The sequence below is a fragment of the Bacillus cereus G9842 genome (assembly GCF_000021305.1).
GTDB lineage: Bacteria > Bacillota > Bacilli > Bacillales > Bacillaceae_G > Bacillus_A > Bacillus_A thuringiensis_S.
Map to the genome: position 1 here is coordinate 2,794,295 of NC_011772.1, position 12,729 is coordinate 2,807,023.

Below are 12,729 nucleotides of genomic sequence, written 5' to 3' on the forward strand. Positions count from 1 at the left end.
TTAAAATGAAAGTTTTATTAAGATTATTATTTCCACATAATACTTTTAATTCTGCTAATACTATAGCTGTAACTTAAAGTTACATATCATTTACTTGTAGGGCCTAGTTTCTTTTGTACAACAGGTAGTTAGCTCATTAAGCTAGCTGCTTTGTTGTGCAAAATAGCATTTTTGTTTAGTTTCACTCTAAAAGTAAAATTTTCATTTTTTCATTCAACCAAGTTCATAACATATTCTTTTCCCCCGATAAAATAATGATTAGGTATCAAATTCTTCAACAACATGTAAAATTTACGTAAAGATTGCTATGACTCAACCTGTCCACCCCAGAAACGTTATATAATGAATTTGCAAACACCTGGTTTGCACACAAGTACCTTTCTGTACGACATAACTCTTTTGCTAGGAGAAATCCTAGCCTTTTTATGTCTTCAGACTAAAAACTCTTTAGGTGGTATCGGAACCTTCCCTTTAAACCTATATCCCATTCTTTCCATCTTCCCCCGAACACCTAATGCACTTTTTCCTAATCTCTCTGCAATTACATCGATGCTGTAACCTCGATCATATAAATTCACAATTTGTTTTACTTCTTGTTTTGTATATTTTGTATGATTATCTATACGTACAGGTCTAGATTTAATTTTCAACTCCATTAGTCTACGTTTCACAGATGTCCCACCGTGTCCACCTTAATATAGCCACATTTTACGAGGTACATCATTTTCTCCAAGAGCATCCCACCATTGTGCGAACTGTTTCGTTTTAACATTCCAATCGTTTAAACCATGAACAACAAATACACTCGCTTTTACATTTTTAGCATCTTTTACATAATTTCTTTTATCCCAAAAATCGTTATAATTACCCGTTTTCCGATCTTGTCCAGCAGTAAGTTCTGTCATTATCGGACCACAAACTTCTGGATTCTTTCTTGTCAGTACTGCTTCTGCCATATTATCTGTATCTTCTCCTTGATATCCGCCTGGAGCAATGACTGCACCATTTGCACGATAATAATCATACCAACTACTAATTGCTGCGATTGGAATAATTGTTTTTAAACCTTCAACTCCAGTAGTCGCAACAGCATTTGGTAATGTACCATTATAAGAAACTCCAGTCATACCTACATTTCCTGTAGACCAATTTGCCTGAACTTCCTCACCCTGTTCTGTAAATGCTTTCGCGCGACCGTTTACCCAATCAATAACAGACTTTGTACCGAGTATTTCTTGTTCATCTCCAGTTGTAGGGCATCCATCTGATTTTCCAGTACCGATACTTTCGCCTAGAATAACTGCATAACCTCTTGGCACGTAATAGTTCCCATACGAACCAAGATTAACTGCTCCATACGGTTTTCCTTCATACGCATACAATTCTTCATCTACATTATATACAGGAACATCTTTTAATCCAGATCGATATGGACTCATTTCATAAATAACAGGAACCTTCACATTCGGATCTGTCTTTGGGCGCATAACTTTTATCGATACTCTGTCTTTCTTACCGTCGCGATCACTATCAACTTCTGTCTCTACATATAAATTTTCGATAATAGCTTCATCGAGAGAATAAATCGGCTTTGTCATCCCATTTTCTAATTCAATTTTCGTATTTTTAGTCTCTTCCTTCTTCTCTGCATGCACATCCATAGTAAAGCTAGGTATAATTGTTGCAGATAGCATTGCTGACAGTGTAATTGCCATTTTCTTTTTACTCAAAATGTTCCCTCCCCTTATTCGTTCTCTTTTACTATATAAAAAATAACTGAAAATTCAGTTTTATTTTTATATAAAAGTTGAGAAACTCAAAGATTTCTTATTAAGTAAAATTTAATGCAGGTGTGAAAGTATTTTCCCACTCCCCCCTTCTTTATAAAGTGAAACTGTAATCAGCACTCACCAATCGGGCGTTTACGAGCAGCAGGGCCCCCGTCTAACTTCTTTGCTTCCACTGAATTTTGAAGTGGGGGTCTTACTGCCCGGCAAATAGCGGGATAAATAGAGGAAAAGACAACCGATATTTCTATCGATTGTCTTACATTCCATTTATTATTTTTCTAACTCTTTAAAGGTATCTTTCAAGTCTTTATCAGATACCTTTATATCTGCATTTTTAAGCAGATCTCTAGTAACTTGTTGATGGAATTGAGGATCTTGTATACGTTGCTGTTCTAATTCTTTACGAATATTCTCTTTCTCTTCCTCATACGATTTAAGCTCTTTTTTATCCGTTAACTTAATAATATGATATCCGAAGGAAGATTTAACAGGTTCACTCAATTGACCAACTTCTAACTTATATGCAGCATCCTCAAATTCTTTCACCATCATACCTGGTCCAAATTCAGATAGTTCTCCACCTTTCTCTTTAGAACCTGGATCCTCTGAATATTGTTTAGCCAATGCCGCGAAATCTTCGCCACTATTTAATTTTTCTTTAATTTCTTTTGCTGTCTTTTCATCTTTCACTAAAATATGGCTAACTTGAAGCTTTGGCTTATAGTGATCTTTAAAATCTTTTTCCGTTACGGTTGCTTTAATAGCTTTTTCAAAAGCGAAAGTAAGCTTTAATTTCTCTTTCAACTGATCTTCATTTTTCACACCATTAGATTCCATATATGTATTAAAATTATCGCCCATCTTGTCTTTTAATTCTTTTAGTTGTTTCGTTACCTCTTCATCCGTAACTTTATATTTATCATCTAATACTTTCTCTACTACCATTTCAGATAAATTCTGTTTACCGTAGTTTTCTTTTAATTTTTTGTTAAAATCACTTTCTGAAATGCTTCCTGATTTTGTAGTTACAATATTATCTGATGAACCACATGCGGATAAAGATAACGTCATCCCCATTAAAATGCTACCTATTACTAATTTCTTTCTTTTCAAATCCGAATACCTCACTTCATTAAATTCAAATGTAACTATGTAAATGTAACGTTTCCCTGTGAACTTCACGTGAATTTAATGAAAGTAGAACATTTGCTAATTCTCCATTTAATACATCAATTTTGAAAATTATGGTGATTCATCCTGTATCGCTAACCTCTAAAGCTGCAAAAAGGACTAATATTTTCATTAATCCTTTTTCACATTTATATAAAATTGAATTTCTCCATCTATAGAGGAAACTCCATATTCAAAACCATGTCTTTCTAAAATACTTTTCACTATCGCTAGTCCTAATCCTGTACCTGATTTTTCTTTACTACGAGAAAATTCTAGTACGTAAAAAGGCTCCCAAATTTTATCGATATCTTTAATTTTTTCCGTATGAATGCCATTTTTTATTTGAAAATATATACTTTTATTTCTATCTTCTAAAGTAATTATTATGTTTTGATTTGCTGAATATTTTATTGCATTAGAAATTAAATTTTGAAATACCATTCTCATTTTATTTAAATCTGCATAAACGATTGTATCGCTCGTATTACAGTTTACTTGCAAGTTAATTTCTTTCGAATCCAGTTCAATCTGATGCTTATCTAATATACTCTGGACCAGTGGTTCAATAGGGAATTCTTCTTTTTGTAAAATATCTCTTTCTAGTTTAGAAAATCGTAATAGTTCTTCAATTAAGTTTGATATTTGATCTGTTTGTTTAATAATTGTATCTACGTAAGTCCCATCATCTAGTCCATCTTTAATCCCCATAGAGTATGCTTTTACTAATGCGATCGGTGTCTTTAATTCATGCGTCACATCACCCATAAATCGTTTTAAATGTTCATTACGATCAGTTAAATCTTGATGTGCTTCATGTAGTTTTTCGCTCATGATATTAATACTATTGGCCAACTCTCCTATTTCATCATTCGTTTTCACTTTCGTTCTTTTAAACTGCAAATGTGAAATATCCTGAGCTACATCACTTAGCTCTTTCAGTGGCGTCGTTATTATTTTTGAAAGTATCCACACAAGTAAAATAATAAGAAGCAGCGAGAAACATACGATGTATAAGTAAAATGTATTTAACGTACTTATAATTTCATTTGAATTCGCAATAGAAGTCCCAATTAAAATTATCGTATCATCTTTCGCAATATATTTAGCAAAAAAACTCGCTTTTACCTTTCCTTGATCGTACAGTTTATTCGATTGCCCTTCCGTCTTCACTTTCATGACTTCGTCTTTCGTAATCCAAAGCTTATTTAACGTCACTTTCTTTTTCGTAAGTTGCATGCGTAATGCTTCGTTCATAGCATCTTCTGACTGATTAATTGGCGTATACGCAATTGTAACGTTGTTTTCACTTTCAATTGTATGAATAACATCCTCTATATTTTCCACTGTTGTATTTTGTATTTGTGTTGTAAATTTATTTAAGCTTTCACGTGTTTTATAAATATTATAGTTCGGTAAGAGATTGTTAATGAATAATAACGAAATCATAAAGATGAGAATAACAGTTGCAGAAATACTGAAAAATAACTTTTTTCCAAGTTTATTCACTTTGTTCCTCCAAACTATAGCCCAGCCCGCGATGCGTCTTAATAATATTTTCTCCAATTTTTTTACGCAGCCTTCTTACATGTGTATCAACAGTTCTCTCTTCTCCAAAATAGTCAAATCCCCATACAATATCTAGCAATTTTTTACGAGTTAAAATCGTTCCTTTATGATTTAAAAAGCATTTTATTAATTCGAGCTCTGTTTTTGTAATTTCTAACTCTATATCATTTTTATATACTTTATTTTTGGCGAAATTTATCTTTACATCTTGTACTTGAATAATATCATCATGCTGAATAAGCTTTTTCGCTCGTGTAATTAGTACTCCTGGATGAAATGGTTTTTTTACGTACTCATCTGCCCCACTTTGAAGCGCTGCTAATTCATCTTCGCTTTCACTTTTCGCCGTAAGCATTAACACTTTTACGCTTGAATTCTTTTTTATTTCCTGACAGACAGTAATACCACTATGTTTCGGCATCATCCAATCCAAAATTGCTAAATCAATTTTTTCATCATAAAACATTTGAAGTGCTTCCTCTCCGTCTTTCGCTAATAAAACTTCGAAGCCTTCTTTTTCAAAATAAGCTTTTAAAATTCTTAACATATCTTGTTCGTCATCTGCAATTAAAACTTTCATATTTTTTCCTCCATTGCTTTTAAACAAAAACCAATTGTATCATACAACATCTTTGTTACATGAATGTGACAGAAAAATATTTAAAGCTTTTGAGGGGATAGTAATGGTGAGGTGTTGTATTATGATAAAAAAAATCGGGGTCATTTCTCTTCTTTTATTTCTATTATCAACAAATGCGTTCGCAAAAACCAATCAACAAATTGAAGTATTTGATTGTCAAAAAGAAATGGTCATTCAAAAACAATCTTTAGATCCAGTAATCCAAAAAGAAGCAGTTCAATACGCTAAAGCAATAACCGGTCCATTTAAAAACTTAAATGTCGTTCCAAAAGATGGCTATATGATAAAAATCCCATTATCTAAGCCGGTTTCTATTACTAATCAATGGTTACACACTACAATAGACGAAGTACTTATACTGCTCCCACTAAATGAAAAGCCTTATATTATGCTTTATGATGATGAAAATAATCCGCATTTTTATTATGTAAAAGGTAAACCAGGATTATTATTGAAACAAATGAACGTTAAAACGTAATTGACTGAAAAGGAGTCACCTTATAAGCTAAATTTTAAAAGCTAAGGTGCTCTTTTTTATATAAGGGTCGCAACTTCATATATATCAGCGATTTTTAAGATATATCGATTTACCAACAAAAACCCTGTCCGTAGCTATTCTTTGGATAGCAATCTCTATAATAGTTTGTAGTGACTCGATCCCTTATATAATCCCCCTTTTACAAATCCATTTGCAGTATAAAACACATCCCCTTGCTTCGTGTCAGCATGTAAAACAATCACTTCAAAATACTTTTCCGCATGACATAATAGTTGGTTTAATAATAAGTTCCCTAACCCTATACGCCGATAATCCCTTGAAATATAAAATCTCCTTAACCGCCCAATCTTATTGTCTTTTGTGTACGGATCCTCATTTAAACCGCCAACTCCAATTAACATATCACCTTGGAAAACACCATATAAACATTCTCCAGTTTTATTGAATACATTTATTTTGTTTTTATATTCATTTATTAGTCTTATAAGGAAATTAAAACCTTCTTATTCACTGTCTTGAACGAGATGACTGAATTCATATTCCATTAAATTTTCTATTTGTTGAATATGTATATCTTTCAAGTCCATTCCCCCTAAGTACGAAAATACATAAAAATGCTCGAGAATCATTTATTCTGTGCATTTTTATGGTTGTTACTTTATGTAATTCATAGCGTGCGTATTCTTCACTTCAGATAATATCCCCTTCAACTCCATTAAATCATCTATTACTATATCAGCCTGAGCAAGTTCATCTTCTTGCGCAAAATCAAAATTACATCCAATCGCAAGTAAACCGTTGTCTTTCGCTGCATTTATATCAGATAGCCTGTCACCAACTACCGCTGCCTCTTTTATATCATATTTGTTCATAATACTTTTAACTAAGTCACCTTTATTTAGCGATTGTATTTGTTCAATACTAAACGTTTCAGTCACCCACTTGTCTAAAGCATAATAAGTTACGATTGCTCGTAAATATTCAGTTAAACCATTACTAGCAATGTAAATTGAACAATTATTTTCTTTTATATATGTAAATATTTCTTTTACATTTGAATATAAAGCGCCTTTTCCGCTTTTTATGTTTTCAATTAGTCTATCTAAAAAATATGCATCTGTTTGTTCTCTTACTTCAATAGAATGGTCCGGTAATAAAGCTTCCCAAACTTGCGGTAACGGCACACCCATAATTTCTCTATATTTATTAATTGGTGTTACTGTATCCCATAGTTGTAGTGATCTTAAGTGATTGAAAGTATCATCTAACGATAATTCTAAAATTTTATCTGTTTGAAATAACGTTCCGTCCATATCAAAAATTAACGCTTGTAACATGTCATTCTCCCCTTTTGAACTATAAGTATTACTCGATATATTTTTCAGCATCTCAACGATAATTTCTGAACAATAATTTGCGGCAGTTTTCGCGAAATCATCATAAGAAACTTGAGCTTCATCATCTGCACTGTCAGAAATACATCTTATAACAAGAAACGGTATATCATTTATGTAGGCGACATGTCCAATTGCTGCTCCTTCCATTTCTGTACAATGAGGTGCGTATTCGTCTATTAATTTCGCCTTTAACTTTGAATCTTCAACAAAACATTCACCGCTGACGATTCTTCCTTCATGAACCCTAGTACGTAAACTACTACTATTACATGCTTTACGTGCTAACTCTACCAATTCCTTACTTGCGATAAATTCTTCCTTGAACGGAAATAAGTTTTTCATTTGATTTTTACTTACATCATGATGGGTTACGTTAGTTGAAATAACTAAATCGCCAACTTTTACATCTGGATGTAACCCACCAGCAACGCCTGTATTAATGATAGAGTCTACATCAAATTTATGAATTAATGTTTGCGCGCATGCAGCTGCATTTACTTTCCCTACACCAGAACGTGTAATAATTACTTCTATCCCCATGAATTCTCCAATATAAAAAGGCATTCCCGCTATTGTCTGTTCCTCTTGTATAACTAGTTTTTCTAAAAGTAAATCTATTTCAATTTGCATTGCTCCAATAATGCCGATTCTGTTCATGTATGTAGTCTCCTTTATTAATTAATCCCTTTAATCCTCTCAGACATAACCGACAATAAAAATTTCGGAAGTACAAGTTGTCTCTTTAACCTTTTCGGCTGTGAGAGTAACCTATACAGCCATTCAGTTCCGGTATCCCTCATCATTTTCGGTGCTCTTTTTACAGTACCAGATATTATATCAATCATGCCTCCGATACCAATAGATAGCGGAACGTTTAATGTTTGTATGTTTTCATAGATGAACTCTTCTTGTTTTGGTGAACCTAGTCCTACTAGTAGTAAATGCGGCTTGAATTGCTTAATTTTCATTTTTATTTCTTCTATTTCTTCACCATTTACAAATCCATGCTGTCCTTTAAACTGCGCTCCTGGGAACTGCTCATTTAATTTTTCTAATGCCTTTTTATTACTTTCTGGAGCGGCTCCAAAAAGAAAGACACGATATTCATTGTCGTTACAATATTTTATTAAATCGTGAGTTAAATCCGCTCCAGTAACACGTTCTTTCAAAGTTCCTTTTAATATTTTCGAGCCAATTATGACACCAATCCCATCCGCTGTTATTAAATCCGCAGATAGTAACATCTTTTTAAACTGCTTTGATTTTTCCGTATTTTCCTTTGCAGACATAACAATTTCAGGATTTGCAGTTACTACAAACCTTGGTTTCTCTTGTTGTTCATGTAGCCAACCTTTTAATAAACTTATAGCTTTTGCATATTCTAAAGTTGAAAAAGGTATACCTTTTATAAACTGCTGATCCACTATACTCTCCCCTTACATAAGCTGCAAATATTCATCAATATCTTTAGAAATTTGAATAAAAGCCTTATTCCAAAATTCATAATTTCTTATATCTATTTCAAAATATTTTTTCATAAGCTCCTCTACTGGAACCTTTCCTGTTTCTCGTAAAAACTCTTTATATTTCGAATGAAAAGTACCTTTACTTTCTTGAGCGATTTCTAATAAACTAAAACTTACTAAATATCCAAATGTGTATGGATAATTGTAAAAAGGAACATCTGCTATATAAAATTGAATATATTTCATCCATACAAACGGTTGGTATTCACTTAAAGCATTTCCATAAGCTTCTTTCTGTGCCATTATAGATAATTTCTCAATTTCATCAGCACTTAAAGGACCCTCTTTACATTTTTCATAAAATGTTTTTTCAAACTGATACGATGCTCGTATTGCCATTACATAATTAAAACTATTTCTTATTTTCCAGCTAAGTAATGACTTTTTCATATCTTTACTATCCGTTGTTTCAATTAGATAATTTAAGAGTACCGTTTCAAAGAAAATAGATGCTGATTCAGCCGTACTCATTGGCAAATTATCATCTAAAAAAGATATAGATTGTTCGAAACTCATATTATAAAAATGCCAAGCGTGTCCTAATTCATGAGCGAGCACTCTTACACTATCTATACTCCCATCATAGCGCATTGAAATTCGTGATTCTTTCTCACTGAAAAATGGAGCACAAAACCCACCTGGTGGTTTATTCTCTCTCGGTTCAGCATCTACCCATCCACTTTCTATCGCATTACGTGCAAATTCTGCTAATTCTTCATCAATATTCTTACATGCATCATAAACGTTTTGTACTGCTACTGAAAAAGGAATTATAACCTCATTACTTTCCTTTACTATCATAAGTTCATGCCATGTAATTGACTCTTTTCCCTTCTTATACACGTTTAAAGCACTTACTAATTTATCAAGGTTTTCTTCTGTCGCATTCCACATTTGGAATAATACAGCTTCTGAAATGCCATTCGCATGAAAAGATTGTGTTAAAATCTCTCTATCTTCTATTTCATTACTCTTTGCATTACGCAATCTCCCTATTTGATTTAATACAGTAGCAAAGATTTCTTTTTCCTTATGTAAAGTACTTGTAAGTAACTCGAATACTTCTAATCTTTCCTTTTCATTTTCACTATTCATTGCAATATTATTTGCTTGTCCAAAGGATAATTGTTTATTATTGTGCTCTATTTCTATCCTATCCCGTAATTGTATGTACATATCTTCCCACGCACTAAGTTCATTTTTTATAAACTTAATATTAATATTATCGGAAGTTTCTACTTCACTATGTTTTATTATTTGCTGTACTTCACTTTTTAGTTCCTTCACTTTCACATTCAATTTAGTAAGGTCAGATGAAACACTTTCTTCAACCCATTGACAATACAAATAGTATTCTGCTTTTTCAATAGCTTGTATAAGCTTTGAAAGAACCTCTACATCTTTTGTTACAAAATATTGCTCTTTCAACTCTAAAATCGGAAATAGAATATCCTCATTCAAATACAATCGATTTAAATCCCATCTAGCAATTTCTTGCATTTTTATAGCCGCCTCCTATTTTTACAAATAGTTACAGATATTTCTTCCTACACAATTATATATGAAATAAAAAAATTTCGATATCCTTAAATATTCAGATTCCTATAAATGCATTCTTATTTATATCTTTTCTTCTACCATAAAGTATCATTTCACATATAAAAAATACTCCCTCTACAGGATTGCATTTGATATAGGCTAACTTCAAAGGTTTCATCTTCATCCATACCATATCGACCGATTATCACAGATTAAAAAATAAAAAAGGATTGATCAAAAGATCAATCCTTTACTCTACTTCATTTAAGAAAAATAACGTTATAACGCCAGGACCTGTATGTGCACCGATTGCTGCACCAATTGTATTTACGATAAATACTTCACAGCCAAATCTTTCAGTAATTAATGCTTTTAACGCTTCAGCTGTTTCTAAGTCGTCACCGTGAGTCATAGCGATTGTTTGACCTTTAAGGTATTTTCCACGTTCTTCCATAATATCAACAATACGGCTTAATACTTTCTTTTTCCCTCGTACTTTTTCAAGTGGGACAAGTTTTCCTTCTTCCACGTTCAAAATCGGCTTAATGTTTAATAAACCACCGATAAATCCTGCTACTTTACTTAAGCGCCCGCCTCTAACAAGGTACTGTAAGTCAGCTACAGTGAAGATATGTTCCATATGGTTCATTAGAAAAGCGACACGGTTTAATATGTCTTCTTTTGATGCGCCGTTTTTTGCCATTTTAGCAGCTTCTAATACGACAAGCCCTTGACCAAGCGAAGCACATTTCGTATCAATAATTTCTAAATCTAAATCTGCATATGTTTCTTTTACTTCCTCTTTAATGACAACTGATGATTGATATGTACCAGACAGTTCAGATGAAAAAGCTAAATATATACAAGGATTACCTTCTTTTGCATAAGAAACAAATTTTTCTTGGAAAGTTTCAAGTGAAGGCAATGACGTTTTATAAACAGCGCCTTCTCTCATTTTTTGCAGTAATGTAACTGACTCTAATGTTACTCCATCTAAATACTCTGTTTCTACTTCATCATATACACGGAGTGGAATTAAATCAATATCATATGCTTGCAGCAATTCTACTGGTAAATCCGCCGCACTATCCGTAATGATTTTAACACCCATTTTTAAACCTCTATTCTGTTATAAATATAAAATAATAAAATAAAAATAGTACTTTTAAATTATATACGTAAAACTTAAATGAAGAAAGGAAAACACTTTATATTGTATGCACTATTCTTCAAAACTTGAACTATTAATGAAAATGGTTCTATTTTAAACACCTTTTTCTTATCATTTTTCAATAACACGAATAATTTTATAAGTATTTTGTATCATCATATTTTAATTCTTTATCTTAATATAATCTTTTAAAATTTATACTGTTTAAAATTTATACTGTTTAAAATTTAAAAGCCACATCCAATAAAGGAAATGGCTTTTAAATTTCCATAAAACAACCAAACTTTATTTCCCATCACATTGTTCTCATTATTATTTTGGCGATGTTAATGATTAATATTTATAGCCTGTACTATATTCACCTGTAAGAATCACTATATAAAAAAACAGGTTAAACATTTTATAAAATATTTAATTTTACTAGTAAAGCTAATAAAATTTGGAGAAGAATTTGAACATTTACTGCTATGTCTGTATCCGTAGTCGTAACTGTAACATTTCTAGAATTTCTAATAACAGTTTCTTGTTTATTAATTTGTTTAATAGATGATTTTTGAAACAATTCTTGTGCTACACGATCAGCTTTTTCACTATCTGCTATAGAAATACTTATTATAACCACAATAGCTGCTTGTAAAGCTGCTTGAATAGATAACGCAGCTTTTGTATCAGTAGTAGTAACTTCTACATCTGCTGAATCAACTATTGTAATAGATTCTTCAGAAATTTGATAAGTTTTACTTTCTTGCGCAGCTGCTTCTGAAACGCTAGCATTTTTAAAAGACGGATGAGGATTTGAAGAATCTAATGCACTCCACTTTTTATTTCCATCTGAATGACATGTTTTTTCCATAAGTTCACCCCCTTTCAATCTAAATAATTATTAACCTGTGATTGTATTTCAGAAATAATACTTTTAATTTGCTGCTTTTTTTCTGGCGATAAATTTTTTAGTTTTTCTTCATTTATCCCATGCCTATTAAAAATATCTGAGAGTAAAAGGTCTATAATTATATTCTTTTGACCTTTATCAAACTTAAAGGAAGAAAATTTATTTAAATCATCCATTTACAATGTTCACTCCTATCAGTTTTCTATAAAAATTTCAAATAACTACCAGCATTATATGTATTTAAATAACAATTGCTTGGACAAGTAACTTAATCTTCTATTTTCCCTTCTTTTTACTAATAAAATCAAAAGGCTGTCTTCTAATGCGAAGACAGCCTCCCGTTACTTAACATATATAAGTTTTAATTACTGTTAAATAATAAGTTCACCTTTGCTATTGTATAGTTATCCCCACTTACCTTCCCATCAATCTTGAATTTTAATTTAGTCATAATAAGAAGTCCAAGCTTGTACCACATATTACAACAAAAAAATATTTACTTTGAGTGAACCATTATAGCTAAATATAAATGGGAT

Annotated in this window: 11 protein-coding genes and 2 pseudogenes; 1 reads left to right on the plus strand and 12 read right to left on the minus strand. The window is 31.9% G+C overall.

The window, feature by feature from the left end:
- Positions 1-431: 431 nt before the first annotated feature.
- The 5 genes and pseudogenes from BCG9842_RS14075 to BCG9842_RS14095 all read right to left on the minus strand — a co-directional run bounded on the left by BCG9842_RS14075 (position 432) and on the right by BCG9842_RS14095 (position 5,109).
- Positions 432-671, minus strand: coding sequence for a hypothetical protein (locus BCG9842_RS14075; protein ID WP_015945821.1), 240 nt, complete (start codon positions 669-671; stop codon positions 432-434).
- A 24-nt stretch (positions 672-695) separates the two neighbouring features.
- Positions 696-1,730 (minus strand): annotated as a pseudogene (locus tag BCG9842_RS14080) (CocE/NonD family hydrolase); the annotation flags it as partial.
- A 330-nt stretch (positions 1,731-2,060) separates the two neighbouring features.
- A complete protein-coding gene (locus tag BCG9842_RS14085) occupies positions 2,061-2,903 on the minus strand; it encodes a peptidylprolyl isomerase PrsA (protein WP_015945822.1) in 843 nt (280 codons plus the stop codon).
- 189 nt (positions 2,904-3,092) lie between these two features.
- Entirely contained in the window at positions 3,093-4,469 is a 1,377-nt protein-coding gene (locus BCG9842_RS14090) for a sensor histidine kinase (protein ID WP_001037228.1), read from the minus strand.
- Positions 4,462-5,109: a response regulator transcription factor gene (locus BCG9842_RS14095; RefSeq protein WP_000865984.1), complete on the minus strand. Its 648-nt coding sequence runs from the start codon at positions 5,107-5,109 to the stop codon at positions 4,462-4,464. The genes BCG9842_RS14090 and BCG9842_RS14095 overlap by 8 nt, the downstream gene beginning before the upstream one ends.
- A gap of 121 nt (positions 5,110-5,230) precedes the next feature.
- Here BCG9842_RS14095 and BCG9842_RS14100 point away from each other — a divergent pair, with 121 nt between their 5' ends.
- Entirely contained in the window at positions 5,231-5,647 is a 417-nt protein-coding gene (locus tag BCG9842_RS14100; protein ID WP_000591758.1) for a hypothetical protein, read from the plus strand.
- A 155-nt stretch (positions 5,648-5,802) separates the two neighbouring features.
- Here BCG9842_RS14100 and BCG9842_RS14105 read toward each other — a convergent pair.
- The 7 genes and pseudogenes from BCG9842_RS14105 to BCG9842_RS14135 form a co-directional block, all read right to left on the minus strand.
- Positions 5,803-6,297: pseudogene (locus tag BCG9842_RS14105) on the minus strand (GNAT family N-acetyltransferase).
- Positions 6,298-6,321: 24 nt separating this feature from the next.
- Positions 6,322-7,722 carry a 5'-methylthioadenosine/adenosylhomocysteine nucleosidase gene (locus tag BCG9842_RS14110; RefSeq protein WP_001079713.1) on the minus strand — a complete coding sequence of 467 codons (1,401 nt, stop codon included), beginning with the start codon at positions 7,720-7,722 and terminating at the stop codon, positions 6,322-6,324.
- A 17-nt stretch (positions 7,723-7,739) separates the two neighbouring features.
- Positions 7,740-8,489, minus strand: coding sequence for a WecB/TagA/CpsF family glycosyltransferase (locus BCG9842_RS14115; protein ID WP_000372659.1), 750 nt, complete (start codon positions 8,487-8,489; stop codon positions 7,740-7,742).
- A 12-nt stretch (positions 8,490-8,501) separates the two neighbouring features.
- Positions 8,502-10,091, minus strand: a complete 1,590-nt coding sequence (locus tag BCG9842_RS14120) for a M3 family metallopeptidase (protein ID WP_001155362.1) — start codon at positions 10,089-10,091, stop codon at positions 8,502-8,504.
- A gap of 289 nt (positions 10,092-10,380) precedes the next feature.
- Positions 10,381-11,241 (minus strand): DegV family protein, encoded by an 861-nt coding sequence (locus BCG9842_RS14125; protein WP_000538300.1) that lies wholly within the window; start codon positions 11,239-11,241, stop codon positions 10,381-10,383.
- Between the two features lie 460 nt (positions 11,242-11,701).
- Positions 11,702-12,154 carry a spore coat protein gene (locus BCG9842_RS14130; protein WP_000415813.1) on the minus strand — a complete coding sequence of 151 codons (453 nt, stop codon included), beginning with the start codon at positions 12,152-12,154 and terminating at the stop codon, positions 11,702-11,704.
- Between the two features lie 14 nt (positions 12,155-12,168).
- On the minus strand, positions 12,169-12,369 hold the full coding sequence (locus BCG9842_RS14135) for a hypothetical protein (RefSeq protein WP_000342256.1): 201 nt from the start codon (positions 12,367-12,369) through the stop codon (positions 12,169-12,171).
- Positions 12,370-12,729: the final 360 nt, after the last annotated feature.

Coding starts and splice junctions, on each gene's coding strand:
- BCG9842_RS14095 (WP_000865984.1), bottom strand. CDS start 5,109: ATGAAAGTTTTAATTGCAGATGACGAACAAGATATGTTAAGAATTTTA.
- BCG9842_RS14125 (WP_000538300.1), bottom strand. CDS start 11,241: ATGGGTGTTAAAATCATTACGGATAGTGCGGCGGATTTACCAGTAGAA.
- BCG9842_RS14120 (WP_001155362.1), bottom strand. CDS start 10,091: ATGCAAGAAATTGCTAGATGGGATTTAAATCGATTGTATTTGAATGAG.
- BCG9842_RS14135 (WP_000342256.1), bottom strand. CDS start 12,369: ATGGATGATTTAAATAAATTTTCTTCCTTTAAGTTTGATAAAGGTCAA.
- BCG9842_RS14100 (WP_000591758.1), top strand. CDS start 5,231: ATGATAAAAAAAATCGGGGTCATTTCTCTTCTTTTATTTCTATTATCA.
- BCG9842_RS14110 (WP_001079713.1), bottom strand. CDS start 7,722: ATGAACAGAATCGGCATTATTGGAGCAATGCAAATTGAAATAGATTTA.
- BCG9842_RS14130 (WP_000415813.1), bottom strand. CDS start 12,154: ATGGAAAAAACATGTCATTCAGATGGAAATAAAAAGTGGAGTGCATTA.